General features: G+C 69.2%; 19 protein-coding genes and 1 pseudogene. 9 read left to right on the top strand and 11 right to left on the bottom strand.

What is annotated here, in order from left to right; translation table 11 throughout:
* The first annotated feature begins 43 nt into the window (after window positions 1-43).
* The 5 genes from ACFSJG_RS05205 to ACFSJG_RS05185 all read left to right on the top strand — a co-directional run bounded on the left by ACFSJG_RS05205 (window position 44) and on the right by ACFSJG_RS05185 (window position 10,387).
* Window positions 44-1,159: an ABC transporter ATP-binding protein gene (locus ACFSJG_RS05205; RefSeq protein WP_378484133.1), complete on the top strand. Its 1,116-nt coding sequence runs from the start codon at window positions 44-46 to the stop codon at window positions 1,157-1,159.
* Window positions 1,156-1,914 carry an ABC transporter permease gene (locus tag ACFSJG_RS05200; RefSeq protein ID WP_378484132.1) on the top strand — a complete coding sequence of 253 codons (759 nt, stop codon included), beginning with the start codon at window positions 1,156-1,158 and terminating at the stop codon, window positions 1,912-1,914. The genes ACFSJG_RS05205 and ACFSJG_RS05200 overlap by 4 nt, the downstream gene beginning before the upstream one ends.
* A gap of 43 nt (window positions 1,915-1,957) precedes the next feature.
* Entirely contained in the window at window positions 1,958-5,779 is a 3,822-nt protein-coding gene (locus ACFSJG_RS05195; RefSeq protein ID WP_378484131.1) for an ABC transporter ATP-binding protein, read from the top strand.
* A 129-nt stretch (window positions 5,780-5,908) separates the two neighbouring features.
* Window positions 5,909-9,664, top strand: coding sequence for a multifunctional oxoglutarate decarboxylase/oxoglutarate dehydrogenase thiamine pyrophosphate-binding subunit/dihydrolipoyllysine-residue succinyltransferase subunit (locus ACFSJG_RS05190; RefSeq protein ID WP_378484130.1), 3,756 nt, complete (start codon window positions 5,909-5,911; stop codon window positions 9,662-9,664).
* 9 nt (window positions 9,665-9,673) lie between these two features.
* Window positions 9,674-10,387: an AAA family ATPase gene (locus tag ACFSJG_RS05185; RefSeq protein ID WP_378484129.1), complete on the top strand. Its 714-nt coding sequence runs from the start codon at window positions 9,674-9,676 to the stop codon at window positions 10,385-10,387.
* Between the two features lie 104 nt (window positions 10,388-10,491).
* Here the strand turns inward: ACFSJG_RS05185 and ACFSJG_RS05180 are convergent, their stop codons facing one another.
* The 3 genes from ACFSJG_RS05180 to ACFSJG_RS05170 all read right to left on the bottom strand — a co-directional run bounded on the left by ACFSJG_RS05180 (window position 10,492) and on the right by ACFSJG_RS05170 (window position 12,713).
* Window positions 10,492-10,944, bottom strand: coding sequence for a DUF5994 family protein (locus ACFSJG_RS05180; RefSeq protein ID WP_378484128.1), 453 nt, complete (start codon window positions 10,942-10,944; stop codon window positions 10,492-10,494).
* A 165-nt stretch (window positions 10,945-11,109) separates the two neighbouring features.
* Window positions 11,110-12,273 (bottom strand): PrsW family intramembrane metalloprotease, encoded by a 1,164-nt coding sequence (locus ACFSJG_RS05175; RefSeq protein ID WP_378484127.1) that lies wholly within the window; start codon window positions 12,271-12,273, stop codon window positions 11,110-11,112.
* Complete coding sequence (locus tag ACFSJG_RS05170; RefSeq protein ID WP_378484126.1) at window positions 12,270-12,713, bottom strand: hypothetical protein; 444 nt, start codon at window positions 12,711-12,713, stop codon at window positions 12,270-12,272. The genes ACFSJG_RS05175 and ACFSJG_RS05170 overlap by 4 nt, the downstream gene beginning before the upstream one ends.
* Before the next feature lie 554 nt (window positions 12,714-13,267).
* Between ACFSJG_RS05170 and ACFSJG_RS05165 the strand changes: the two genes are divergently transcribed.
* Entirely contained in the window at window positions 13,268-14,164 is an 897-nt protein-coding gene (locus ACFSJG_RS05165; RefSeq protein WP_378484125.1) for a phosphatidylinositol mannoside acyltransferase, read from the top strand.
* Window positions 14,165-14,187: 23 nt separating this feature from the next.
* On the opposite strand, the gene ACFSJG_RS05160 is transcribed toward ACFSJG_RS05165, so the two are convergent.
* The 6 genes from ACFSJG_RS05160 to ACFSJG_RS05135 form a co-directional block, all read right to left on the bottom strand.
* Window positions 14,188-16,977 (bottom strand): DUF5682 family protein, encoded by a 2,790-nt coding sequence (locus ACFSJG_RS05160; RefSeq protein WP_378484124.1) that lies wholly within the window; start codon window positions 16,975-16,977, stop codon window positions 14,188-14,190.
* Window positions 16,974-18,086, bottom strand: coding sequence for an ATP-binding protein (locus ACFSJG_RS05155; RefSeq protein ID WP_378484123.1), 1,113 nt, complete (start codon window positions 18,084-18,086; stop codon window positions 16,974-16,976). Before ACFSJG_RS05155 ends, ACFSJG_RS05160 begins: the two co-directional genes overlap by 4 nt.
* Before the next feature lie 10 nt (window positions 18,087-18,096).
* Window positions 18,097-19,389, bottom strand: coding sequence for a vWA domain-containing protein (locus tag ACFSJG_RS05150; RefSeq protein WP_378484122.1), 1,293 nt, complete (start codon window positions 19,387-19,389; stop codon window positions 18,097-18,099).
* Window positions 19,386-20,801 (bottom strand): hypothetical protein, encoded by a 1,416-nt coding sequence (locus ACFSJG_RS05145; protein WP_378484121.1) that lies wholly within the window; start codon window positions 20,799-20,801, stop codon window positions 19,386-19,388. Before ACFSJG_RS05145 ends, ACFSJG_RS05150 begins: the two co-directional genes overlap by 4 nt.
* Window positions 20,801-21,304, bottom strand: coding sequence for a hypothetical protein (locus ACFSJG_RS05140; protein WP_378484120.1), 504 nt, complete (start codon window positions 21,302-21,304; stop codon window positions 20,801-20,803). The genes ACFSJG_RS05145 and ACFSJG_RS05140 overlap by 1 nt, the downstream gene beginning before the upstream one ends.
* A 75-nt stretch (window positions 21,305-21,379) precedes the next feature.
* A complete protein-coding gene (locus ACFSJG_RS05135) occupies window positions 21,380-21,988 on the bottom strand; it encodes a TetR/AcrR family transcriptional regulator (protein WP_378484119.1) in 609 nt (202 codons plus the stop codon).
* A 73-nt stretch (window positions 21,989-22,061) separates the two neighbouring features.
* Between ACFSJG_RS05135 and ACFSJG_RS05130 the strand changes: the two genes are divergently transcribed.
* The 3 genes and pseudogenes from ACFSJG_RS05130 to ACFSJG_RS05120 all read left to right on the top strand — a co-directional run bounded on the left by ACFSJG_RS05130 (window position 22,062) and on the right by ACFSJG_RS05120 (window position 25,389).
* Window positions 22,062-23,651, top strand: a complete 1,590-nt coding sequence (locus ACFSJG_RS05130) for a flavin-containing monooxygenase (RefSeq protein ID WP_378484118.1) — start codon at window positions 22,062-22,064, stop codon at window positions 23,649-23,651.
* On the top strand, window positions 23,648-24,484 hold the full coding sequence (locus ACFSJG_RS05125; RefSeq protein WP_378484117.1) for an SDR family NAD(P)-dependent oxidoreductase: 837 nt from the start codon (window positions 23,648-23,650) through the stop codon (window positions 24,482-24,484). Before ACFSJG_RS05130 ends, ACFSJG_RS05125 begins: the two co-directional genes overlap by 4 nt.
* Before the next feature lie 2 nt (window positions 24,485-24,486).
* Window positions 24,487-25,389, top strand: a pseudogene (locus ACFSJG_RS05120) (alpha/beta hydrolase).
* Window positions 25,390-25,402: 13 nt separating this feature from the next.
* Here ACFSJG_RS05120 and ACFSJG_RS05115 read toward each other — a convergent pair.
* Together ACFSJG_RS05115 and ACFSJG_RS05110 are read right to left on the bottom strand one after the other, a co-directional pair.
* The gene (locus ACFSJG_RS05115; RefSeq protein WP_378484116.1) at window positions 25,403-26,032 is read right to left on the bottom strand and encodes a glycine betaine ABC transporter substrate-binding protein; all 630 of its coding nucleotides are present in this window, start codon (window positions 26,030-26,032) and stop codon (window positions 25,403-25,405) included.
* A gap of 64 nt (window positions 26,033-26,096) precedes the next feature.
* Window positions 26,097-26,941: alpha/beta fold hydrolase (locus ACFSJG_RS05110; RefSeq protein WP_378484115.1), on the bottom strand; the 845-nt coding region annotated here is incomplete at its 5' end.

Below are 26,941 nucleotides of genomic sequence, written 5' to 3'. Positions count from 1 at the left end.
AGCCGCGCCGGTGCACCCGAGCGGGACGTTCTAAGGTTCTGGCATGAATGCTGGAGTTCCGGCCATCGAAGCGGTCGCCCTGACGAAACAGTTCGGCGCGGCGCACGCCGTCTCGAACCTCAGTTTCCAGGTTCCCGCAGGCTCGATCACCGGTTTCGTCGGCCCGAACGGTGCAGGCAAGACCACGACGCTGCGGATGCTGCTGGGGCTCGTCACGCCCACGGCCGGGTACGCCACGATCGCCGGAGTCCCGTTCGGCCAGTTGCGGCAGCCGGCGCGAGTGGTCGGCGCGGTCCTCGATTCCCGCGGTGCCCACCCGAAACGCAGCACCATCGACCACCTACGTGTCTATGCGGCGGCGATCGGCGTTCCCGACCACCGAGCGGACGAGGTGATGGCGATGGTCGGACTCGCCTCCGCTGCGCGGCAGAAGGTGGCAACCCATTCACTCGGAATGCGGCAGCGCCTCGCACTCGCGACCGCGCTGCTCGGCGACCCACAGATCCTGGTCCTCGACGAACCCGCCAACGGGCTCGACCCCGAGGGCATGGCCTGGTTGCGGGAGTTCCTGCACGCCTACGCGTCCGTCGGGCGGACCGTCCTGGTGTCGAGCCACCTGTTGCGCGAACTCGAACAGTCGGTGACCCGCGTCGTGATCGTCAATCGCGGCACCCTCGTCTACCAGGGCGACATGGAGGAACTGCGGGCCCGGCACAGCGCACGCGTCTTCGTGACCAGCTCCGACCCCTCGGCACTCGCACTCGCGCTCGCCGCGCAGGGGATCGTCGACGCGCAGATGATGACCGACGGCCGGCTCGCCGTCCGAGGCGCGCCCGTCCCCACCATCGGCGCCGTCGCGGAGTCCGCCGGTGTGACGGTGTTCGGCGCCGACACCGAGAACGTCGACCTCGAGCAGGTCTTCCTCACGATGACGTCGGGGCAGTACACGGCGCAGCCCTTCACAGCTCCTCAGCCGTTCCAGCAGGCGCCGGCGCCCGGCTACCCACCGGCACCGCCACCCGGATACGCACCGCAGGCGGGGTACCCCACCCAGCCGCCGCAGGCACCCACCGGTACCCATCCGACCGCGGGCGGGTATCCACCCGGGACCTACCCGCCGCCACCCGCCGACCGTCCCGGTCCCGGAGGCCCCCGATGAGCACGCTGGTCACCTCCGAACTGCGCAAGGTCCTGACGCTGCGTTTCTGGTGGGCCCTCGCGATCGCGCCGGTCGTCATCGCCATGTTCACCGGGGCCATCTACGGGACCGTCGCCGACGGCCTCGAACTGGTGGACGAGGCGAACCCCGAGGCTGCCGCGACCGCCGCGCTGATGATCGCGATCATGGCCACCTCGCTGGCCGCCGCGGTGTTCGGGGCGGTCAACGCGGGTACCGAGTTCCGGCACCACACCTTCACCCCCACGTTCCTGACCACGCGCGGCCGCGATTCGGTGCTCGCAACGAAACTCGGTGTGACGGCGTTGTTCGGGCTCGGGTACGCGATCGCGGTCGAGATCGTCACCGTCGCGTGCCTGCTCGTCTTCGGCGGCGACTCCGTCGAGTTCACGTCCGAGTTCCTCACCCTGATTCCCGTCGCCGCGCTGGTCACGGCACTGTGGGCGCTGCTCGGGGCCGGGCTGGGCCTGTTGTTCGCGTCCTCCACGGCCGCGTCGGTGACCCTGCTCGCCTGGATCCCGGTGGGCGAACTGATCGCGGACACGATCCTCCACAACGTCGGCGGCGGCGCTCTCGTGGGCTGGCTCCCGGGTGCACTCACCCTCTCCACGCTGACGTTCCCGGTCGAGATCGAGTGGCTGCCCGCGTGGCAGGCGGCGCTCCTGGCACTGATCGTGTGGACGGCCGCGATCTGCGCGTTCGGCTGGTGGCGGACCCGGAGCCGCGACATCGCCTGACGCCGGCCGATGCAGTCCGACCCTGCGGTTACCGTGGGAGTCGATGCCTCACACCACCTCTCGCCCCGGCTGGATCCGGCGGCTCACCGCCGCGTGCTGGCGACACCGGTCCCTGACCGTCGGCGCGCTGACGGTCACCATGGTGGCGGCCGTCATCGACATCACCTTCCCGCTGCTGACCCGGAAGGCCGTCGACGACGCGGGCGCGGGCGTCACCGAGGGCATCCTGGCGATCGCCGTGACGATCGCCGCGCTCGGAGTGGTGCGCTTCGCCTGTCAGTTCGGTCGGCGGATGCTCGCGGGCAGGTTGTCCCTCGACGTCCAGCACGACCTGCGGCTCGGTCTCCTCGCCTCGCTGCAACGGCTCGACGGCGCCGGCCAGGACCAGATCCGCACCGGTCAGGTCGTCTCCCGCTCGATCACCGATCTCCAGCTGGTGCAGGGTCTGCTCGCGATGGTTCCGCTGTCTGCGGGCGCCCTCCTCCAGTTCGTGTTGACGCTGGTCGTGATGGCCTGGCTGTCGCCGTTGCTCACCGTCGTCGCGCTGCTCGTGGTCCCGGCGGTGTCGCTGGTGGTGTGGCGGTTCCGACCGACGTTGTTCGCCGCCACGTGGTCCGCGCAGCAGCGCGCCGCCGACCTCGCCCAGCACGTCGAGGAGACGGTCACCGGCGTGCGCGTCGTCAAGGGATTCGGGCAGGAGTCCCGCGCCGTCGGCAGGCTCGAGAACCTGGGCCGCACCCTCTACGCCGAACGCCTCCGCGCCGCCCGCATCAACTCACGGTTCACCCCGACGATGGCCGCGTTGCCGCAGCTGGGGCTGGTGGGCGTGATCGCGCTCGGCGGCGTGCTGGCCATGAACGGCACCATCACGATCGGCACCTTCCTGGCGTTCGCGACGTACGTCGCGACCATGTCCAGCGTGACGCGGCTGCTGTCGTCGGTGGTGACCACCGCGCAGATGACGCGGGCCGCAGTCGAGCGGGTCCACGAGGTGATCGACACCGAGCCCGGTGTCGCGGACCCGCCCCATCCGGTGGCGCTGCCGGACGGTCCGCTCGGGGTCCGGATGCGCGACGTCGCCTTCGGGTTCGACGCGGACCGCCGCGTGCTCGACGGGCTGGACCTCGACATCGCTCCCGGGGAGACCCTCGCGGTCGTCGGACGCGCCGGGTCGGGCAAGACCACACTGTCGCTGCTGTTGCCGCGGTTCTACGCTCCGGACACCGGCAGTGTCGCGCTCACCGTCGACGGCCACGCCCACGACCTCGGGGCGCTGAGTGCCGACCAGCTGCGTGAGGCGGTCGGGCTCGTGTTCGACGAACCGTTTCTCTTCTCCGACACGGTGTCCGCGAACATCGCGCTCGGTCGCCCGGACGCGAGCGCCGAGGAGATCCGGGCAGCGGCGCGGATGGCGCAGGCCGACGAGTTCATCGAGGACCTCTCCGACGGCTACGACACCGTGGTGGGCGAACGTGGACTGACCCTGTCGGGTGGACAACGTCAGCGGGTGGCGCTGGCCCGGGCGCTGCTCGTGGACCCGCGACTGCTGATCCTCGACGACGCGACGTCCGCGGTCGACGCCGCCACCGAAGCCGCGATCTTCGAGACCCTCCGCGACCGCGGGGAACGGACCACGCTGATCCTGGCGCATCGTCGTTCGACCCTGGCGCTGGCCGACCGTGTCGCGGTCCTCGACGGCGGCCGTGTCCTCGACACCGGGACGGTCACCGAACTCGACGCGCGATGCCCCCTGTTCCGCGAACTGCTCGCGGACCCGGAGGACGCGGCGGACCCTCGAAGCTCCGGCGACGCGGCAGCGGATCCCCCGGCCGTCGCAGAAGTCACGCCGGAACCCGACGAATCCCTGCTGTGGCCGGCCACGATCCCCGGCTCCGCGTTCGACGCCGTCGTCACCGACACAGTTCCGGCTCGTGCCTCCACCACGGGCACCGGCCGCCCTGGCGGCGTCGGCGGACCCGGTGGCCGCGGCGCGGCGATGGGCGAGGTCGCGGCGACACCGGAACTGCGCGCCGCGGTCGCCGCGCTGCCGCCGGCCACCGAACGCCCCGGTCTCGACGACTCCGACCTGCGCCGCCCCGAACCGGACTTCAGGCTGACGTCGATCCTGCGGCCGGTCCGCTGGATCCTGGCCGCCGTCGTCGCCTGCCTCGCCGTCGACTCCCTGATCGGCATCGTGTTCCCGTCCATCGTCCGGTTCGCCATCGACCACGGCGTCACCCCGGACAACGCCTCGGCGCTGTGGTGGGCAACTGCGGCCGGCGTCGTCCTCGTCGCGGTCGACTGGGTGGTCGTCGCGGGGATGACGGTGATCACCGCCCGGGCCGGCGAACGCGTTCTCTACGGACTGCGGGTCCGCAGCTACGCGCACCTGCAGCGACTCGGACTCGACTACTACGAGCGCGAGCTCTCCGGCCGGATCATGACCCGCATGACCACCGACGTCGACGCGCTCTCGACGTTCCTGCAGACCGGCCTGTCGACCGCGGTCGTCAGCGTGCTGACCGTCGTCGGGATCTCGGTGGCACTGATCGTCACGGACGCAGCCCTGGCGCTGGTCGCGCTTGCCGCGGTGCCACCGCTGGTGGTCGCGACGCTCGTGTTCCGGAAGGTGTCGTCCACCGCGTACACGGTGTCGCGGGGGCGGATCTCACTGGTCAACGCCGATTTCCAGGAGAACGTCACGGGCCTGCGGGCCGCGCAGGCCTACCGGAGGGAAGGCTTCGCGGCGCAACGGTTCGCGGAACGCGCCGACAGCTACCGCAGGGCGCGGATGCGCTCGCAGACCGCGATCTCGCTCTACTTTCCGCTGATCACCCTGCTGTCCGATCTCGCGCTCGCCGCGGTGGTGTACGTGGGCGCGACACAGATCGCCGGTGGCGACACGACGACCGGAGTCCTCGTCGCGTTCGTGCTCTACCTCGGATTGCTGTTCGGCCCGATCCAGCAGCTCTCGCAGGTGTTCGACGGGTATCAGCAGGCTCGGGTGGGGTTGCGCAGGATCGGGGACCTCCTGCGCACGCCGAGCTCGATCGAGACGGCTCCGACGGCCGACGCGACACCGATTCACGGCCACCTCACGGGTTCGGTCGATTTCGCCACTGTGACGTTCCGGTATCAAGGTGCTGACACCGACGCACTGGACTCCGTGAGGTTGCGGATCGAGCCGGGGACGACCGTCGCCCTGGTCGGACGCACCGGCGCGGGCAAGTCCACCGTCGTCAAACTACTGGCGCGGTTCTACGACCCGACCGCGGGCGAGGTCCGAGTCGACGGCGTCGACCTGCGGCATTACCCCCTGCACGAGTACCGCGGACGCCTCGGCGTGGTGCCACAGGAGGCGCACCTGTTCTCCGGCGACGTCGCGTCGAACATCGCCTACGGTCGCCCCGACGCCACCCGCGACCAGATCACCGCCGCCGCCCGGGCGGTCGGAGCGCTCGACACCATCGCCGCGCTGCCCGGCGGCATGCTCACCCCGATCGGCGAGCGCGGGCAGGGCCTGTCCGCGGGGCAGCGGCAGCTCGTCGCACTGGCCCGCGCCGAACTCGTCGACCCCGACCTACTGCTGCTCGACGAGGCGACCGCCACCCTCGACCCGGCGACCGAGCGAACGGTGCTCGACGCCGGAGGACGGCTGACCCGACGACGCACCTCGGTGGTCGTCGCACACCGGCTGGCGACCGCCGCCCGCGCGGACGTCGTCGTCGTGATCGACCACGGTCGCGTCGTCGAATGCGGACCCCATGCGGAGCTCCGACACGCCGGCGGCCCGTACGAGTCGTTGTGGCGGGCGACCCTGCAGCAGGTCGGGAATAAACGGGCCGCCGCAGCCGTCCTCGATTAGGAGGCTGCAGCACCCTTCGTGACGCAGATCACTCGTGTCGCGCCCGGTGCGCAGTCGTCACGCCGGGGGACTAGCCTCTGAAGTACAGCGCCGTTCGGGGACAAGAGAGAAACGAGGCGAACACCTGCCGTGAGCAGCAGTTCTACGTCACAATTCGGACAGAACCAGTGGCTTGTCGACGAGATGTACCAGCGCTTCCAGGATGATCCCTCATCCGTGGACGCAAGCTGGCACGAGTTCCTCACCGACTACAAGCCGGACGCGTCGGGCACGAACGGGCAGATCCCCGTGACCGCTCCCGCGACCACCACCAGCAACGGTGTCGCCACCACCAACGGTGTCGCCACCAACGGTGTCGCCACCAACGGTGCGGCCACCGCCACACCTACCGCGAAGCCCGCCCCGACCACGCCTCCCGCGCCGACCCCGGCTCCCCCCGCGCCGGCCCCCGCTGCAGCCAAGCCCGCCGCGGCTCCGGCTCCGGTTGCGAAGCCTGCTGCGAAGCCCGTCGCCGAGGAACCCGAGTCGAAGGTGCTGCGTGGTGCCGCCGCCACCGTCGCGCGGAACATGTCCGCCTCTCTGGCGATCCCGACCGCCACCAGTGTTCGCGCCATCCCTGCGAAGCTGATGTTCGACAACCGGATCGTCATCAACAACCACCTCGCCCGCACCCGCGGCGGCAAGGTGTCCTTCACCCACTTGCTCGGCTACGCGATCGTGCAGGCGGTCAAGGCGTTCCCGAACATGAACCGGCACTTCGCCGAGATCGACGGCAAGCCGAACGTCGTCACCCCCGCGCACACCAACCTCGGCCTGGCGATCGACCTGCCCGGCAAGGACGGCAGCCGGTCCCTCGTCGTCGCCGCCATCAAGAACACCGAAGAGGCGAACTTCGTCCAGTTCTACAGCGCGTACGAGGACATCGTCCGCCGCGCTCGTGACGGCAAGCTCACCGCCGAGGACTTCTCCGGTGTCACGATCTCGCTGACCAACCCCGGCGGCATCGGCACCGTGCACTCGGTGCCGCGCCTCATGCAGGGCCAGGGCGCCATCATCGGCGCAGGTGCGATGGAGTACCCCGCCGAGTTCCAGGGCGCGAGCAACGCGAAGCTCGCCGAGATGGGCGTCGGCAAGCTGATGACCCTGACGTCGACCTACGACCACCGGATCATCCAGGGCGCCGAGTCCGGCGACTTCCTGCGCACCATCCACAACCTGCTCATCAGCGACGAGTTCTACGACGAGATCTTCCACTCGCTGCACATCCCCTACGAGCCGGTCCGCTGGCGTCAGGACGTGCCGGAGGGCGCGGTCGACAAGAGCACGCGCGTGCTCGAGCTTATTGCCGCCTACCGGCACCGCGGCCACCTGATGGCCGACACCGACCCGCTGCAGTTCGTCAAGGACAAGTTCCGCAGCCACCCCGACCTCGACGTCACCACCCACGACCTGACGCTGTGGGACCTCGACCGGGAGTTCAACGTCGGCGGCTTCAACGGCAAGGACCGCATGAAGCTGCGGGACGTGCTGTCGATCCTGCGGGATGCCTACTGCCGCCACATCGGCGTCGAGTACACGCACATGCTCGACCCCGAGCAGACGAAGTGGCTGCAGGAGCGCGTCGAGGCCAAGCACGTCAAGCCGACGGTCGCCGAGCAGAAGTACATCCTGAGCAAGCTCAACGCCGCCGAGGCGTTCGAGACCTTCCTGCAGACCAAGTACGTCGGGCAGAAGCGCTTCTCGCTCGAGGGCGCCGAGTCGGTCATCCCGATGATGGACGCGGTCATCGACCAGTCCGCCGAGCACAGCCTCGACGAGGTCGTCATCGGCATGCCGCACCGCGGTCGCCTGAACGTGCTCGCCAACATCGTAGGCAAGCCGTACTCGAAGATCTTCACCGAGTTCGAGGGCAACATGAACCCGGCGGCCGCGCACGGCTCCGGCGACGTGAAGTACCACCTCGGCGCCGAGGGCACCTACATCCAGATGTTCGGCGAGAACGACATCAAGGTCTCTCTCACCGCCAACCCGTCGCACCTCGAGGCGGTGGACCCGGTTCTCGAGGGCCTCGTCCGCGCGAAGCAGGACCTGCTCGACAAGGGCGAGGGTGGATTCACCGTCCTGCCGCTGATGCTGCACGGCGACGCTGCGTTCGCCGGCCAGGGCGTCGTCGCGGAGACCCTGAACCTGGCGCTGCTCCGCGGCTACCGCACCGGTGGCACCGTGCACATCGTCGTCAACAACCAGGTCGGCTTCACCACCGCACCCGAGCACTCGCGGTCGTCCGAGTACTGCACGGACGTCGCGAAGATGATCGGCGCACCGGTGTTCCACGTGAACGGTGACGATCCCGAGGCCTGTGTCTGGGTGGCGCAGCTGGCCGTGGACTTCCGCCAGAAGTTCAACAAGGACGTCGTCATCGACATGATCTGCTACCGCCGCCGCGGCCACAACGAGGGCGACGACCCGTCGATGACGCAGCCGGCGATGTACGACCTGATCGACACCAAGCGCTCCGTCCGCAAGAGCTACACCGAGAACCTGATCGGTCGCGGCGACATCTCGCTGAAGGAAGCGGAAGACGCCCTGCGCGACTACCAGGGTCAGCTGGAGCGGGTCTTCAACGAGGTCCGGGAGCTGGAGAAGTTCAAGCCGGAGCCGTCGGAGTCGGTCGAACTCGACCAGACTCCGCCCGCGCGCCTGCAGACCTCGGTCGACAAGGAGACGCTCGCCCGCATCGGCGACGCCTTCCTCAACGTGCCCGAGGGCTTCACCGTGCACCCGCGAGTCAAGCCGGTCATCGAGAAGCGGCACGAGATGTCCCGCGAGGGCAAGGTCGACTGGGCATTCGCGGAGCTGCTGGCGTTCGGCTCGCTGGTCGAGCAGGGCGCGCTGGTCCGCCTCGCCGGTCAGGACTCGCGCCGCGGCACGTTCACGCAGCGGCACTCGGTGCTCATCGACCGCAAGACCGGTGGCGAGTACAACCCGATCGCTCAGATCGCGGCGGACGCCGACAACGGCGGCAAGTACATGGTCTACGACTCCGCACTCACCGAGTACGCCGGTGTGGGCTTCGAGTACGGCTACTCGGTCGGCAACCCCGACGCGCTGGTGCTGTGGGAGGCGCAGTTCGGCGACTTCGTCAACGGCGCGCAGACCATCATCGACGAGTTCATCTCCTCCGGTGAGGCCAAGTGGGGTCAGCTCTCCGACGTCGTGCTGCTGCTGCCGCACGGCCACGAGGGCCAGGGCCCGGACCACACCTCCGGCCGCATCGAGCGCTTCCTGCAGCTGTGTGCAGAGGGCTCGATGACGGTGGCGGTGCCGTCCACCCCGGCGTCGTACTTCCACCTGCTGCGCCGCCACCACCTCGACGGCATCCGCCGCCCGCTGATCGTCTTCACGCCGAAGTCGATGCTGCGCAACAAGGCTGCGGTTTCGGAACTCGAGGACTTCACCACCGGCAAGTTCCGCTCGGTGTTCGAAGAGCCCACCTACGAGACCGGTGGCGGCGACCGCAACGCCGTCAAGCGGGTCCTGCTGGTCAGCGGCAAGCTCTACTGGGAGCTGCTGGCGCGCAAGCAGAAGGAGGGCCGCGACGACGTCGCGATCGTCCGGATCGAGCAGCTGTACCCGCTGCCCGCCCGCCGGCTGCGCGAGACACTCAAGCAGTACCCGAACGCCACCGAGTTCCGCTGGGTCCAGGAGGAGCCGGCAAACCAGGGTGCGTGGCCGCTGTTCGGTCTGGCGCTGCCGGAGCTGCTGCCCGACCTGCTGACGGGCATCAAGCGGATCTCGCGGCGCGCCATGTCGGCCCCGTCCTCGGGTTCGAGCAAGGTGCACGCCGTCGAGCAGCAGGAGATCATCGACGAGGCGTTCCGCTGATCGTCTGACGTGTCATTGCCACTGAGCCGGGTCGAGTTCACCCCACGGGATGGATTCGACCCGGCTTCGTGGTATCTCCAGGTTCCCGCGATCGCCGAATTGTGCAGTCGCGGAGTCGAATTCACCAACCCGGTGACGGTGGTCGTCGGCGAGAACGGAGTCGGGAAGTCGACGCTCGTCGAGGCCGTCGCGGGCGCGTGGCAGTCGGGTTTCACCGGCGCCCAGGACCGGATGTGGTCGGCGGGTGCGAGTGCCGAGGACACCGATCTGCCTCGGCACCTGACGTGCACCGGCATGCGGCCGCGGCCGCACGGCGGCTGCTTCCTGCGAGCCGAGTCGATGCACTCGCTCTTCTCCGCGGCCGACGAGAACCGGGTGCGTGCACACGACCAGGGTTACAACGAACTGTCCCACGGACAGTCGTTCCTGCACTACGTCGCGGAGCGACCCGTCGGCGTCGGACTGTGGATCCTGGACGAGCCGGAGGCGGCCCTGTCGTTCCGGTCGTGCCTCGCCCTCCTCGGGGTGATCGGCGACCTGGTCGCCGAGGGATCCCAGGTGATCATGGCAACCCACTCCCCGATCCTGGCGGCCTGCCCCGGCGCCGACGTCTGGGAGCTGACCGACGCCGGCATCGAGTTCCCGGAGTGGACCGACCTCGACCTGGTACGCGACTGGCGCAGCTTCCTCGACTCTCCCGACCGCTACCTGCGGCACCTGTGAGTCGGCAGGGGAATCCGCCGATCTCGGGCGCCTGACCCACCGGGCGTCGCGAACCGCGCGCCGCTCAGTTGCCGGTCGGGATCGGTAGCGGGGATCAATCGTGATCAACCACTGCGAGAGTCGTCGACGATCCGGCGCATAGCGTCGTACCCGCGGTCCGCCACCGTCCCCGGCGGAAGCACCGCCAACACCATGTGCGTACCGTTCTCTCCGGAGACGTACATGGTGTTCGCCGGTTGGCCGGGTATCGGTGCGGTCAATGCGATGCCGTCCGGCTCGTCGACAAGTCGCTGCCCGGCGCTGATCGGGTTCCATTCGTAGGCGAAACGTGCAACCGGGCCGAGCCGCAGCGTCAGCACGGTGGCCAGGTCGTGAAGTTCGGCGGTCAGATTCGTGGTCCAGGGCCACCATGCCCCGTCGACGGTTCTGCGACCGTCCCACCGGGGTGCGAGGAGGATTCGAGGCGTTCGAGTGGCGTCGGCGAAGGGTTGACGGTTGCCCGGGGTCCGTGTGCGACGGCCCATGTCGTAGTGCGAGGGAATCGGATTCTGCGTCATCGTGACGCTCCTGGCCTGGGCCGCGAATCGGCCCGGTGATTTCCAATCGGCGCAGATCGAAGGACTGTCAATTCCGATGCATGGTGCGCCGATCACTCCACGGTACAGCCACCTCGTGATGCATGCCTGCGCACAGCGCACCTACCGGACCTCTCCTGCGTCCGGTCAGGACGGATGTTCTGAGCGGAGCCGTGCGATTTCACCGCGTGATGTGACGACGTCAACGGTGTCGGCTCCCTTGCTGGCCGCCAGATCCCCACACAAGTCCACCGCGGCGCGGACCAGGTGTCGGCGGCGGCGGCGTTCGGCTCGATGTCCGCCGGCCTTGACGTACTGCCGCTGTTGCCGCCATCCGCCGGCAGCGGTCACCTCGTCATCGGTCAGTACCCCGGATTCGATCTCCGGCGCGAGTACGTCACGGACGAAGTGAGCCTCGCGTGGGTGCGCCCAGACGAATGCGATCCACAGCGCGGTCAACGCGAAGATCGCGTCACCGACCATGATGACGATGGTCAGCGCCGCACTGCCGCCGGCGATCGCGATCATCGAATCCCAGACACCGTGGACCACGATCGGGGCCACGATGAGCGCAATCCCGCGTCCGATTCGACGTGGTTGCGCCGTCGAGCCGATCAGATACATCACACCCGCACAGAAGAGTGCGGTGAAAAGTGGATGCGAGATGATGTCGGAGAACGTGCGTTGCGCGATGGATCCGACGAGTCCGTCGGTCTGATGCGCACCGAACCCCTGAGTCGCCCCGGCGAACGAGTAGAGGAAGTCCTCGCTGGTCTGGAATCCCAACCCGATGAACGCACCGAGCAGCAGCCCGTCTGTCACGGTGCGCACGAGACGCGGTGCCAAGGCGAGCAGAACGATGATTCCGACGCCCTTCGCGGTCTCCTCGACCAGAGGGGCTGTGAGTCCGGCGTGCCAATCCTCGGCCCACACCTGCCCGAACAACTTGGTGTACAGGGACCCGAGTGCGGTGTTGCCGGGCAACGCGATGGTGAACGTCGCCGCCGTTGCACCCCACACGAAACCGGTGACCACAAGTCCAACGGGCTGGCGTTCGAATCGGTCGATGTGGCGGAACCACCACCCCCACACGATGACGCTGATGACGGCGACGATGCCGGCGACGAGGAGGGCGCGCCCGAAGTACCCGGCGTACGGGGCGAACATCTGCCAGCCCTTGACCGCGCCGACTCCGCACAGCCACAGATAGATCCAGAACACCACGTTTCGTGGCTGGACGAACCGGAACTTCTCACCCCACGCAGTCTTGTCGAGCGCCGCCGCGCGTGATTCGAGTAGTGCAGTGCTCACTGTCCATCCCCCTCGGTCGTGCCGATGCCGGTGAGCATCGCGTCGATCTCCTGGCCTCGGTCCGCGATCTGATCGGGCGGACCAACCACCTGCACCCGCAACCCGGTTCCGTCGACGACGAACGTCGTCACCGAACCCGCGGCGCTGGGTGTGTCGAACCGGACCTGGACACCGGACAGACCGCCGGTGGTGGTGACCGGCTGCGGGGGGCTGGACATGGCGAGGACAGAATTTCCGCTGGTGGCGGCAGATACGGCATCGATCTGGGACAGCAACTCGCTCGGCGTCCCGTCGAACGTGTCGGCGTCGACCGAGAAGGTGACGTTGCCACGCGTCAAGGCCACCCGAGGCACGGAGTCCGATGCGCCGTGTTGCCCGACCCGGAACCCGCTGTCGACGTTCCACCCTGGCACGGGTGCGAACGAGAGCGAGTCGGTCACCTCCAGTCGCTCGCCAGCGCCGACTGGATCCTCGGAGGAAACCGCAGAATCTATGGCTGGCACGATCACCACCCACAGCAGCCACACAGCGAGGATCACCAGCGCATGTGGAAACACACGCGTGTCGAGTCCGAGGAACCGGTGATCGACCGGTGGTCGATGTCGGTGTGGTGCGGGGTCCTGCCCCGGCACCACGCTCGTTGTACTACTCACTGTCTGCACTCCTGATCAGAACGAGGGGGGGAATAGCCGGCGCTGCCCCGCAGACCCGTCGACCCACGGTTGTGCCGATTCCCACCGCGCGCGCGGTCGGCGTCGATCCTTTCAGTTCGCGGCAGGGTGCGCCCGACCGACGCGCCGGTCGACTGGGGGGCAGGTGACTGCGTGAGTCGTGGGCCGTGGGCCGTGGGCCGTGGGCCGTGGGCCGTGGGCCGTGGGCGGATTGTGCGCCGCGACGACAGAAACCGGCTCCTCGCTCTTGACTCGGTGCAGAGCAGTGGGTGGACACTGAGGGGACGAACGAAAGTGGCGAGAAGCGACGCGAGGTTGTGCGGGTGAACCGAGCAGAACAGGTCCGGGACCTCGGTTACGCCGCCGGGTGGCGCCTGGTTCGCACCCTGCCCCAGCCCTGGGCCCGGCGGCTGTTCGATGCCGCGGCGGATCGCGCGTCACGGAACGGGGGTCCGGAACAGCTGCGCCGGAACCTCGCACGGGTCGTCGCGACGACGCCTTCTCGGGTACCCGACGCCCTGGTACGGGCGAACATGCGCTCGTACGCCCGCTACTGGTGCGAAGCGTTCCGGCTGCCGTCGATGGATCCGGTGCGGCTGACCGACACCGTCGAATCGGTCGCGACCGGACTCGAGCACATTCGAGCGGTGACCGAGAACGGACGCGGCGGTGTGCTGGCCCTGCCGCACAGCGGCAACTGGGACCTCGCAGGGGTCTGGCTGGCCCACCGTGCCGGGCCTCCGGTCGTCGTCGCCGAACGGCTCCGGCCCGAATCGTTGTTCCAGCGTTTCGTCCGATTCCGGGAGAGCCTCGGGTTCGAGATCATCCCCCTCAGCGGCGGCGCGGAGCCGCCGTTCGACAGCCTCACGACCAGGCTGAGACGGGGACGGATCGTCGGCTTGCTCGCGGACCGCGACCTGAGCGGCACGGGAGTCCCGGTGACGTTCTTCGGGGAGCAAGCCCGGATGCCGGCAGGACCCGCTCGGCTGGCGATCGACACGGGGGCCCCGCTGCTTCCCGTGCACTGCTGGTTCACACCGGACGGGTGGGGATTTCGTGTCGATCCACCCGTCGACACCGCGGGCGGAGTGCAGAACACGACCCAGGCCCTGGCCGATCGGTTCGCTGCCGGAATCGCAGCACATCCCGCCGATTGGCACATGCTGCAACCGCTCTGGACCGTAGACCGCGACCCACTGCGGGCGAACGGACTCGAGTGACTCTCACAGATCGCGGCACCTCGTCACGGTGCCACCAGCGCCTCCACTGCGACGGCGGTGTCCGGGAACTCGGCCAGGAGACCGACGGAGCGGTCCGGGGACGACTCCTCCCACGGGTCGTCGTAACCCAGCAGCTCGGCGAGCGCGGTGCACGATCCGGGGTACGACGCGAGCAGGCGCACCCGCGCACCGGTGTGCCGTGCGGCCGGGCTGCGGTCGTCGTCAAGCTGCAGCCACGGCGGCACCCACCGGTCGAGGGCCGGGAGGGTGGACGGGAACGTCCGGGCCGCCTCGCGCGTCAGCCGGGGCGCCAGGTGCGTTCCGCTCGTGCGCAGAGTGGCGACGAGGGTCGGTAGCCACGGGATCAGCAACCGGTCCGGTAGTCGCGCGAAGGCGGTGGACACCGCTTCGACCACGAAATCGACCAGCCCGGGAACCGGATCGAGCGCGTGCACGAATCCACTGAGGTAGCGCGGATACGCGGGCAGGGTCAGCGGATTGGACAGCAGTTCGTCGCACCGCGCGCGGAGTTCGGGCCGGCTGAGATCACCGAGCTGGACCTGCGCCGCCCACAGCAGCGCGACCCGATCCGGTTCCCGCGGATGAGACTGTGCGAGAGCGAGTTCCAGCTGAGATCTGTCGCAGCCCAAAGACAGAGCCAGCGACTCCATCCCGAACAGGAACCCGAGCATCGCCGCGACCTGCGGAGCGGTGGCATCGTCGTCGACGAACGCCGTCGGGAGAAGCGTGCAGTAGTGGGCGTAGCCGGCCGTGACGAACGCCTCGATCCACGGCGGCAGCACCGAGTCGGCGGTGCGGTGGTGGGCGAGCAGCCTCCGGATGCGGGCGAGCACCTCCGGTGCACCCTCCACACCCCGTTCGGCGGACAGCACGTCGAGCGCGCGGGTACCGAGTTCGGCGGCGAGGCGGGGGCTGCGCAGGTACAGGGTCGCGTCCTCGACGGTGCCGAGGACCACCGCCGCCGTCGCGCGCGGGTGGTTCGCGGTGCGCCGCAACCGCTGCTCGAGAACCTGCTCGACACTCACACCTTCGTAGCCGAGTTCGATGAGCGCTCGCTGATGCGTGCCGAGCGCGAGATCCCACGACTCCTGGATCGGCCGCTCCCCCAGCCGCCTCTCCCCCATGATCGGTCGAGCCGCACCGACAGGCAGCAGGTACCGGAGCATCCACAGCAGATCGGAACACGCTTCCAGCTCGGGATACGACGCGATGTCGAGCAGTGCGCGGCGCACCCCGCGTTGCTGCAGCGGCAGGTTCAGCGGGGCGAGCCGGTCGTGGACGTCGCGCGCCAGTGGTGGCAGCGCGTCGTACCCGACCTGCCCGACACGGTCACCGCCCATCATGATCTCGACGAGCCGCTGTACGTCTCGGCGTCCCGGGACGCGGTCCTTCTCGATACAGGTGATCGCCGCGTCCTGGAAGTCGTACGGGGTCGGTTTCGCGCGGTCCCGCAGCCCGGCGAGAAGGATGGAGGTCTGGAACACGGCGATGGCGTCGGCGGTCGACGCCAGGTAGCCGTTGCGGCGTGCGGCCCGCACGATCTCCACAGACCAGCCGAGCAGTTCCGACTCGTCGAGGGCGTCGAGCACCGGTGGGCGCCGAAGGAACCCGGTGAGTGCATCGGTCGGCGCGGAATCCGCGACCGGCGCCGGAAGTTCCTTCCGTGGAGCGCGTTTCGTCCCAGCCTGACCGGCGAGCCGGAAGGGCGTCGTCCGGGACCGCTTGAGGTACTTCGCCCATTCCGTCGCCGCGATGGACACCGAGCCGCCTGCCAGTCCGAACTGCGCCTCGATCGCGGCGTGGCTGGACGGGATCAGCCCGTGACGCCAGGTGCTGCCGCTCGGCGGCGAGATCACGAACGTGTCCGTGCCCCCGACGCCGAATTCCGGCACCCGGCTGGCCGCGTGGAACGCGCCGCACACGTACAGGCAGTCGGCGGGGTCGGTGCCCGTTCGCGTGAGGTGTTCCCGCATCCGGGCCCACATGTATCGTTCGCGGTCCTCGTCCACCCGGACCCGCCTCGGGTCGCCCGGCGCCAGCCGCCGGAACAGGCTGCCGATCAAGGTCATCACCTGACGGTAGGTGTGGTGATCGCTGTCGCCGAGTGGGACCTCGACGTACTGGTGCCACCACTCCGACCAGTGCCGTACCTTCCCATGGTGCAGCAGGTGTTCCTCGAGTTCCGCGAAACGTGGCCGCAGGTCACCGATCTCGACACCGACCGCCTCCCCGTGCAGGACCGCCTCCTCCTCGGGCGCGGCGTCCGCGGGGACGGACGGCTCGGGTGTGCCCTCGCGGGGCGACCACTGGAAGACGTGGTCCGACGACCGATCCACCAGCACGAGTTCCACGCCCGGCGTGTCGAGGGCGTAGGCGATGGCCTGGTACTCGGCCGACGCCTCGGTGATCGGTGCGACCACCGACAGCGGCGCCCACTCCGCCGGGAACCCGACGACCTCCGTGGCGAACGCCTGCACCGCGACCGGCAGCCGGCAGTTGCGCAGTTCGGTCAGGATCGGCGCCATGTCCTCGCACAGCTCGAGGTACACGACGGTGGGTTGCTTCTCCCGCAACCGCCGCGCCATCGCGACGGCGGACGCCGGCGAGTGATGGCACACAGGGAAGATCTCCAGTGGCTCCGCCAACGCGCGGTCGACGTCGTCGACGATGCCGGACAGGATGTCCGCCAGCACGTCGGGTCCGTCGGCGAACGTGGCAGCGGCGTCCCGCAACTGGGTGCGCAGGGCGTCGAACGCCTGCCGCCCGGCGGGCGCGCCGGTCGACGCGGTCACGACAGGGTGGCGATGGTGTCGCGGCCGCCGTCGAGGAACTCGGGCCACTCGCCGCCCTCGTCCTTGCTCCGCGGTTCGACCACGCCGTGCAGGTACTTGTTGAGGATCGCGAGATCCTCCGGCTGACGCCGGGCCAGCGACCCGACCAGCGACGAGGCCAGCGTGCGAGCGGTCAGCGCGGATTCCCCGAAGAAGTTGCTGTGCAGGATCGCGTCTTCGAGAACCCCGATCTGCTCGGCGGTGGACAACGCGGATTCGAGCTTCTCGTCGTCGCTGCCCGCGGAGACGGCGGCCGCACGCAGGTCGGCGAAGCTGCGCAGCAGGACGTCGAGGAGCGTCGGCGGGACGTCGAGTTCGATGGAGTGCCTACGCAGCAACTCCTCCGTGCGGAAGCGGACGATCTCCGCTTCGCTCTTCTTGTTCGTCACCACCGGGATCTGAACGAAGTTGAAGCGCCGCTTGAGCGCCGACGACAGGTCGTTGACGCCGCGGTCACGACTGTTCGCGGTGGCGATGACCGAGAAACCCGCCTTGGCGAAAACGATGTTGTCACTGTCGAGTTCGGGGACCGAGACGTACTTCTCCGACAGGATCGAGATCAGCGCGTCCTGCACGTCGCTGGTGGAGCGCGTGAGTTCCTCGAACCGACCGATCGCGCCGGTCTCCATGGCGGTCATGATCGGCGAGGGGATCATCGACTCACGCGACTGCCCCTTCGCGATCACCATCGACACGTTCCACGAGTACTTGATCTGGTCCTCGGTGGTGCCCGCAGTGCCCTGCACCACCAGGGTCGAGTTGCGGCTGACAGCGGCCGCGAGCAGTTCCGCTAGCCAGCTCTTGCCGGTACCCGGGTCGCCGATCAGTAGCAGACCGCGGTCCGAAGCGAGGGTGACGATGGCGCGCTCGACGACACTGCGGTCACCGAACCACTTCTGGGCGATCTCGCGGTCGAGGCCGTCGGAACGTTCGGCGCCGAGTACGAACAGTCGCACCATCTTCGGCGACAGCCGCCACGCGAACGGCTTGGGGCCGGTGTCGATCGACTCGAGCCAGTCCAGCTCGTCGGCGTACTTGTGTTCGGCGGGTGCGCGCAGCAGGTCGGACATGAACACCTTTCTAGGTAAGGAACGTCTTGAGCTCGTGGACGAGCTTGCGGATGTGACCGGAGATCACCGGTGTGCCGAGATCCTTGAAGCGGTCCCGGAACCACGGGTTGACGCTGGCGCGCCCTCCGCTGGTGACCGAACCGACCGGGATGAACTTCGCGCCCGACCGGTGGATCGCCGCCATCGACTCGAACAGCTGCTCCACCCGGGTCTCGTAGAAGTCGGAGATCCACACGACCACGGTGTTGCGCGGCTCGGCGATCTTCGGCTGGGTCAGCGACATCGCGACCATGCCGTCGTTGCCGCCACCGAGGTTGGTGCGCAACAGCATCTCGAACGGGTCGTGCACCCACGGCGTCAGGTCGAGCGCCTGCGTGTCGTAGGCGATCAGGTGCACGTCCACCTTCGGAAGGCCCGCGAAGATCGACGCCAGGATCGCGCAGTTCACCATCGAGTCGACCATCGACCCGGACTGGTCGACTACCACGATCAATCGCTGCGGTGTGGTTCTCCGTGCCGTGTGCCGGTAGTGGAGCCGATCCACGTACAGACGCTCGTCGTCCGGGTTCCAGTTCGGGAGGTTCTTCCACACCGTGCGGTCGATGTCGAGGTTCCGGAAGACGCGCTTCGGCGGGATCGACCTGTCGATCGTCCCCACCGCGGCGCTCTCCACCTGGTTGCGCAGCACCTCCGCGACCTCGTCGACGAACCGGCGGATCAGCTTCTTCGCGTTCGCCAGGGCGATGCCGGACAGGTTGCCCTTGTCGCGCAGAAGTTGCTCGATGAGCGACATGCTCGGCGTCAGGTGCGCGGCGAGGGCCGGGTCCGCAAGGACCTCGCGCAGGTGCATCCGCTTGACGAGATCCGCCTCGAGCGCGCCCAGTTCGGGCCCGAGGGACCCGCTGCGGTCGCCCGGGGTCACCCCGAGTGCCCGTTCCAGCCATCCGGTGTCGGACTGCCATCGGCTCAACTGCCCGGCGGTCACGTTGCCGGTGCCGGTGGCGAAGACGTTCAGCAACACCTTCGACACCAGCGCCGCTCGGCGCACCTCTGCGGCGCCGTCCCGCTCGGCGTCCTCGTCCGGTCCGGGGACCATCAGGCGGTCGAACTCCGCGGACAGTTCAGGGTGCCGCTGCACCACCGAGTCCACGGACACCTGCGGATCGAGCAGCGCGGGCGGCAGTCCGATGTCCTCGACGACGCCGAGGCTCGCGGTTTCGAGCGAGGCCTGCTCCTCGGGATCGAAGAGCCGGGCGAGCAGGCGCCAGTACAGGACCTGCCTGCGGTTGTCGTCCGCGGTCATGCCCGGAGCAGCTTTCCGGCGCGCTCACGGAGCGCCTCCACTGCGGCGGTGGCCGCCTTCTCCGCCTTCGCCCCCACCTTGTCGGTGGTGCCTGCGGCCCAGGCGTCCGCGTGGACGGCGACCGTCTTCCGCTTCACGGCCGTCTCGACGGCCAGCGGCTGGAGGACGAACGATCCGGCGTCCCAGCGCAGCAGCGCGATGCACGCGGTCGATGCCGCGACGGCCTCCGAGGTCAGCGGACTCGCGGACGGAATGCGGTCGACGTCGACCCGAATCGGTTGTCCGGCAACGACGAACGACACCGTGGGAGCGTCGTCGGGAGCACCTCCGGTGGCACCGTCGTCGATCGTGTACCCGTCGAGGAAGACCGGGACGGCGATGCGGGCCGGGTGCCGGTCCAGCGGCGCGACCTCGACCGTGGTCGCGGTGGGCAGGACGACCCGGGCGGTGACGAACGGATCTGCGGCCGCGCCGGGCCTGGCGTTCGCGTCCTGCCAGATCAGGTCTCCCTCGGCGGTGATCGGCATGTCCGTGATCTCGACCGACCGACCGGCGCCTGCCGCGCCGAGCAGCGACAGGTGCGGCCGGAGCAGTTGCCACACACCGGCCCCGACCACGGTCTCCGGTTTCGGGGTCGACACGCTCGCCCGCACGAGCCGCGGCTCGCCACCGTCCACGGGCTCGAGTACCGCGTGCACCTGCGCCTGCACCGCCGTCGGGTGCTCCTGCAGGTCGACACCGAGCGGCAGCAGGCGGCCGCTGACGACTCCCGTGGCTGGGACGGCGGCGGCACCCGGCCGCGTCAGGAGCATCGCACGTGACCACAGATCGGCCCAGCGACGTGCGGGAATCCGTGACAACGCCGACCCGGGGCAGGACGCGGCGAGTTCGGCGGCGAACCCGTCGAGCAGCGTCGCCAGCCGCCGGTGCGTGACATCCGGCAGCATCGCCGCGACGACGGGCGCTGCCCCCGCTACGAGGTCGGCGTCGATGCCCTGCCACCCGGAGCGGGCGAGGTCTGCCAGCCAGGTGCAGGCGGCCTCCAGCAGGTTGACGGGCTCGACCTCGGCGCGTGTCGGCGGCAGCCGTTCGCCGGCGGCGACCGTTCCGGTGGCAGCGGCGACCCGGGCGGTCACGGCGTCGTGGACTGCGCCGAGGAGCGCGATGCGGGCGGCGGCGAGGGCCACCGTGTGTTCGGGTCCCGCCGTGCCTGCGGCGGCCTTGTCCGCGGCTTCGGCGACGCGGCCGGCCAGCGGCGTTCCCTCGACGCTCTCGGCGATCAGGGCGAGGTCGGCGACCTGCGCGGGCTGAGGTCGAAGCAGACCCGCGACCAGTACGCGGTCGACCGCGTCGACGGCGGCCAGTGCCTCGTCCAGGCCGTCGACGGGTTCGGCGAGGAGGTCACCACGCATCAGCGCACCGCCCGCGCGGTCGGGAACCAGTGCAGTTCGGGGATCGGTGTCGTGGTGGGCGGGTGTTCCAGGTACGTCAGGTGCCGCAGGAATCGGCTGAAGACTCCTGCTGCCGCACCCGCGTCGGCACGGGGCGGGCCGGCCTCGCGCATCCGCTCCGCGACGTCCCGTCCCGACAGATCCTCACCGGCGAGGTCGACGCGCAGGTAGCGGGCCACCCGTTCCGCGCCGTACTGGAGCGCGGCCTCGTCGACGAGTGTCGCGATGTGCTTGCAGAAGGTGCCCCGAGCGCCGCCGCAGGGCCGGTTGTTGTTGGTGCTGCACGCGAATTCGTAGCTGCCCGCGGCGACCGACGAGACGTACACACGCCCGATGTCGGAGCCGCTGGACACCACCCCCTGCAGTCGGCCGTCCGCGAGTTCGACGAACGGGACCTTGGCCAGGGCGCGTGGCCGGGCAGGTGCCAGCACCCGGACCGTGCTCGACGAATTCCATTCGGGCAACGCATCTCTCCTCGGCTCGACGGTCGGACCCCCGCAACCTAGCGGAGGCGTCCGACAGGCAGCGAGGGCGCCCGCTCAGTCGAGTAGGTCGACTGCGGCCGCGGCACCGAGCGCGACGGCGGGCAGCGCTGCGACGTGCAGGTCGATCAGTTCGTCGCGCGGAATCCCGGGATCACGAAGCCAACTGATCGTCGCCTCCTCGACGAACGCGATCCAGCCGCGGACCGCGAGGGCGATGCGCGGACCGTACTCGATCCCGAGACGCGGCAGGTGGGTCACGATCCGCTCGGCCATCACGGCGCGGGTCCGTTCGAACTCCTCGCGCATCGCCTCGTCCCCGCTGGCGCTGCCCCGGAGCATCGACACGTAGGTGCCCCGGTTGTCGCTGACGTAGTCGACGTAGGACGTGACGGCGGCGCGCAGCATCGCGATCGGTTCGAGATCCGGGTCGGGTTCCGTGTGCGCGAGCATCTGGGCGCTGGTGTGCCGGACGATCTCGAGGTGGAAGTCGTGCTTGGACGCGAAGTAGTGGAACAGCAGTCCCCGCGAGACACCGGCCTGGTCGGCGATCGCCTCGACGGAGATCTGCTCGAGCGGCCGCTCGGCGAGCATGCGCGCACCGAGGTCGAGCAGTTGCGCTCGCCGCTCCTCCGGGCTCATCCGAACGCGCTTGGGTGCTTCCATGTCGAGGAAGCTTACTGAACAATATTCAACAGACTGTTGACCGATGCTCAGTAGTGCCACTATTCTGCGATACATGAGTCTTCCAGTTACAGGTACTACCGCGACCCCGGAGACCACACCGCGCGAGGTCGACACCCTCATCATCGGCAGCGGCTTCGCCGGCCTCGGTGCCGCGATCAGACTGAGCCAGGAGGGCAAGAAGAACTTCCTCGTACTCGAACGCGGCTCGGACGTCGGCGGCACCTGGCGCGACAACACCTACCCCGGCGCAGCATGCGACGTCCCCTCGCACCTGTACTCCTACTCCTTCGCGCTCAACCCGAACTGGACGCGCTCGTTCTCCCCCCAGCCCGAGATCCAGAAGTACATCGAATCGGTCTCCCGCAAGTACAACGTGCTCGACAAGCACGTCTTCGGCTGCGACGTACAGTCCGCGACCTGGAATGCCGAGCGCTCGCGCTGGATCGTCGAGACGTCGAAGGACACCTACGTCGCGAAGATCGTGATCAGCGCCGTCGGCGCGCTCTGCGAGCCGTCGCTCCCCGACATCACGGGCATCGAAGGTTTCGAGGGCGAGATCTTCCACTCGGCGCAGTGGAACCACGACTACGACCTCACCGGCAAGCGCGTCGCCGTGATCGGCACCGGCGCGTCCGCGATCCAGATCGTGCCTCAACTGGCAGACAAGGTCGCACAGCTCGACGTCTACCAGCGCACGGCGCCGTGGATCCTGCCGCGCGCGGACCGCGAGTACACCGCCGTCGAGAAGTTCGCCTTCACGCACGTCCCCGGATTCCAGCGCCTGTCCCGGCTCGGCATCTACCTCATGCGCGAGACGCAGGTCGTGGGTCTGGCGAAGGCGCCGGTGTTCATGAAGCCCCTGCAGTTCGCGGCCGAACGGCACCTGCGGCGCCAGGTCAAGGACAAGGCCCTGCGCCGGAAGGTCACCCCGAACTTCCAGATCGGCTGCAAGCGCATGCTGATCTCGAACAACTACTTCCCCGCGCTGACCCGACCGAACGTCGACCTCGTCACCGACGGCATCGCCGAGGTCACCGCGACCGGAGTCGTCGATCGCACGGGCCGTACCCGCGAGGTCGACGCGATCGTGGTCGCGACCGGCTTCCACGTCACCGACTCGCCCACGTTCGCGGGCATCTTCGGTCGCGACGGCCGTTCTCTCGCCGAGGTTTTCGAGACCGGTGGCCAGCAGGGCTACAAGGGCTCCAGCATCGCGAACTTCCCCAACATGTTCTTCCTCGTCGGACCGAACACCGGCCTCGGCCACACCTCGATGGTCTTCATGATCGAGTCGCAGCTCAACTACGTCGTCGACGCGGTCAACGTGATCGAGCGCAACGACATCGGGACGATCGAGGTCCGCAAGGACGCCCAGGACCGCTACAACCGCGACCTCCAGGAGAAGCTGAGCCACAGCGTCTGGAACAACGGCGGCTGCGCCAGCTGGTACCTCGACAAGCACGGAAACAACACCACGCTGTGGCCGGCATTCACCTTCGAGTTCCGTAACATCACACGCACGTTCGACCTGGAGGCGTACGACAGCGTCAACGCCGCCGACCTGCCCGCCCCCTCCCCGGTCGCGGCGCCGGCAACCCCGGACCACGACGAAGACCACGACGAAAAGGTGAGTGTCCAGTGAGTGAATTCGCAGGCAAGGTCGTCGTCGTCACCGGCGCAGGCTCCGGCATCGGCCGGGCCCTCGCGCTGAACCTGGCGAAGCGCGGCGCGAAACTCGCCCTCTCCGACCAGAACAGCGTCGGACTCGCGGAGACGGTCGCGCAGTGCAAGGCACTCGGCGCCGACGTGAAGTCGGACCACCTCGACGTCACCCAGCGCGAGGCGGTGCTCGAGTACGCGGACGCGGTTCTCGCGCACTTCGGCAAGGTCAACCAGGTCTACAACAACGCGGGCATCGCCTACCACGGCGAGTTCGAGAAGTCCGAGTTCAAGGACATCGAACGCGTCATGGACGTCGACTTCTGGGGAGTCGTCAACGGCACCAAGGCATTCCTGCCGCACATCATCGCATCCGGCGACGGCCACGTCGTCAACGTCTCCAGCCTGTTCGGCTTGCTGTCGATGCCGGGTCAGTCCGCTTACAACTCGGCGAAGTTCGCGGTGCGCGGGTTCACCGAGTCGCTGCGCGAGGAGATGCTCATCGCGAAGCACCCCGTGAAGGTGACCTGCGTGCACCCCGGCGGAATCAAGACGGCCATCGCCCGCAACGCGATCGCCGGACCGGGCGAGGACCTCGCGACGTTCTCCCAGTTCTTCGACCAGAAGCTGGCACGCACCTCCCCCGAGGACGCCGCGGCCGTGATCGTCAACGGCGTGCGGAAGGGCAAAGCCCGTGTCCTGATCGGGGCGGACGCCAAACTGCTGGACGCGTGGGTCCGACTGGTCGGCTCCGGATACCAGCGCGTCGTCGCCGAGATCGCGGGCCGCGTCCTGCCGAAGCCGAAGGGCCACTAGACGTGCCGTACCTTCCGCTCCCGGTGGTGGCCGCGGCACTCGCGCCGTTCTACCGGCTCGCACTGCACCCCGCGCTCCCGACCACGGTGTCCCGGCGCGTGATCGACGCCGGTTCCGTACTCCAGACGCTGCCCCGGGACACGGTGGTGCGGCCGCTGACCCTCGCAGGCAGGCCCGCCGAGCGGATCACGGTCGGCGCGACCGAGCGCCGCACCGCGATCCTCTAGCTGCACGGCGGCGGTTACACGGTCGGATCGCTCGCGACGCACCGATCGCTCGCCGCGCACCTCGCCCGGGAATCCGGATCTGCGGTGTACGTGCTCGACTACCGACTGGCACCCGAGCATCCGTATCCGGCCGCCGTCGAGGACGCGGTCGCCGCGTACCTGGAGCTGCTCGGTGAGCACGGGCTCACCCCCGAGACTCTCGCCGTCGCAGGCGACTCGGCAGGCGGCGGACTGTCCCTCGCCACCGCGAGGCGACTCGTGGACCGGTACAGCGTGAAGCCGGCGGCTCTCGCGCTGATCGCACCGTGGGTCGATCCCGGCGCCCGCAACGCCCCGTTCGACCGGGACACCGTGATCAACACCGGGTGGTCGTACCGGGCGGCCGCCGCCTACCTCGGCGGAGGCGACGCCCGCGACCCGGGCTACGCGCCACTGCTCGGAGACCTGTCGGGCCTCCCGCCGACCATCGTGCACGTCGGCACGTCCGAGGTGCTGTATCCGCAGGTCGTCGATCTCGTGGACCGGATACGCGCGGCGGGTGCCACGGTGAAGTACACGGAGTTCCCGACGCTGTGGCACGTCGCGCACCTGCAAGCGGCGCTGGTCCGGGAGGCCGCGGACGCGGTGGCCGAACTGGGCGAGTTCCTGCGCGCCGAACTCGCGGTCCCGCGGGTCTGACCGTCGGGTCGATCTATCGTGCGGCGAGCCAGTCTCCGGCCACCCGGCCGGGACTGCGCTCGCCGCCGCGCACCGTCTCGCCCATGTCCGCGAGATCCTCGGACGTCAGCTCGCCCGCAACGACATTGAGCGCCTTGACCTGTGCGGTCGTCAGCGCCCCCGCGCGCATCAGGGGCACCACGTTGGCCGCGGCCCGCTCACCCTCCTCGCCGGTCGTCGCCGGGTCCTCCGCGAGACCCTGGTCCGACACCGAGAGCCCCTGTGGCAGAGACCTGTTCAACTCCGCGAACACCTCGTCGGGATCGGCAGGATCGGTGACGGTCGCATTCGGATTCAGTTGCAGGAGAAGCGGTCCGGTGTACTCGGGCACGAGGGTCACTTCACCGGAGTCCAGCATCGCCAGGGTGTCTCCCGCACCGAGCCCAAGGCGGGTGCTCACGGGCGACCCGGTCCCGCGCAGCACCTCGGCGTAGATCTCGGCGACGACCTGACTCTCGGCGGACTCGCCTGCCCCGACCGTGATCGGCCCCGGGGCCGGATCGTCGGTGAGCGAGCTGCCCGTCGAGCACCCGCCGAGGACCGCCGCGAGGACCAGCGCCCCGGCCGCCTGCCCAGCCCTGCCACGCACAGTCCACGCCCGCATGTCCACCGTCCCTCGAGCCCCTTCCGTCGCCGTGCGCTCTCGCGCGCCCACCATCGTCGCACCGTCAGTGCGTGGCGAGAAACGCGAGGATCCGTTCGTTGACCTTCTCGGGTTGCTCCAACTGCAGGAAGTGACCCGCGCCGGGGACCAGATGGGACTCACTTCCCGCCGGAAGCGAATCCCCGACGAGTCCGGCGAGGCGGGGATCGAGGCACCCGTCGTCGGCGCCGTGCAGGTAGAGGGTCGGAACCAGTGTTCGCCGCATCTCCGCACCGGCCCAGCGGCGGTAGCCGGCAGGTACCCGCGGCCACGGTCGCGCCGCATTCCGGTAGTAGCCGATCACGGCGCTGCGATGCGCGGGATCGGCCATCGCCGCGTGAACGGCGGGCAGGTCGTCGCTCGCGTCGTAGCCGGGTGACCAGTCCGCCCACAGCCGGCGCACCAGCGGTTCCGCGACCCGCTCCGGCAGCCAGGGCACCTGGTTGAACAGCGTGTACCAGCTGTTACGCACCTGACGCGGAAGTACCGGCAGAGCGGCTCGTTTCCGCAACGACTCGAACGGCGGGACGGCGAGGGCGACCGACGCGACGAACGGGCTGTCCGGATGCGCAGCGAGCGCATTCGCGGTGATCGCACCCCAGTCGTGACCGACGATCACCGCATCCGGCCCGCCGTCGGAACGGGCGTGGACGGCGACAGCGTCGTCCATCAGTGCGGCGATGTGACCGCTGCGGTCGGTCGGCACCGTCGAGGGTGCGTAGCCACGGGTGAACGGCGCCACGACGCGCCAGCCCGCGTCCGCCAGTGTGGGCCCGAGGTGTCGCCAGGTGTGGGCGGTGTCCGGGAAGCCGTGCAGCAGGACCGCGAGACGGCCCGTCTCCGGACCCCACGTCAGGGCCCGCAGCCGCA

The organism is Rhodococcus gannanensis (assembly GCF_042681175.1).
GTDB classification, from domain to species: domain Bacteria; phylum Actinomycetota; class Actinomycetes; order Mycobacteriales; family Mycobacteriaceae; genus Rhodococcus_G; species Rhodococcus_G gannanensis.
Note: the sequence above shows the minus strand (reverse complement) of the source record. Positions and strands in the feature narration are given on the sequence as shown.

Bases quoted from the DNA above. Each gene is read 5' to 3' on its own strand.
- ACFSJG_RS05200 (WP_378484132.1), top strand. From the start codon at position 1,156: ATGAGCACGCTGGTCACCTCCGAACTGCGCAAGGTCCTGACGCTGCGT.
- ACFSJG_RS05205 (WP_378484133.1), top strand. From the start codon at position 44: ATGAATGCTGGAGTTCCGGCCATCGAAGCGGTCGCCCTGACGAAACAG.
- ACFSJG_RS05130 (WP_378484118.1), top strand. From the start codon at position 22,062: ATGAGTCTTCCAGTTACAGGTACTACCGCGACCCCGGAGACCACACCG.
- ACFSJG_RS05150 (WP_378484122.1), bottom strand. From the start codon at position 19,389: ATGACCGCGGACGACAACCGCAGGCAGGTCCTGTACTGGCGCCTGCTC.
- ACFSJG_RS05180 (WP_378484128.1), bottom strand. From the start codon at position 10,944: ATGACGCAGAATCCGATTCCCTCGCACTACGACATGGGCCGTCGCACA.
- ACFSJG_RS05145 (WP_378484121.1), bottom strand. From the start codon at position 20,801: ATGCGTGGTGACCTCCTCGCCGAACCCGTCGACGGCCTGGACGAGGCA.
- ACFSJG_RS05155 (WP_378484123.1), bottom strand. From the start codon at position 18,086: ATGTCCGACCTGCTGCGCGCACCCGCCGAACACAAGTACGCCGACGAG.
- ACFSJG_RS05115 (WP_378484116.1), bottom strand. From the start codon at position 26,032: ATGCGGGCGTGGACTGTGCGTGGCAGGGCTGGGCAGGCGGCCGGGGCG.
- ACFSJG_RS05195 (WP_378484131.1), top strand. From the start codon at position 1,958: ATGCCTCACACCACCTCTCGCCCCGGCTGGATCCGGCGGCTCACCGCC.
- ACFSJG_RS05135 (WP_378484119.1), bottom strand. From the start codon at position 21,988: ATGGAAGCACCCAAGCGCGTTCGGATGAGCCCGGAGGAGCGGCGAGCG.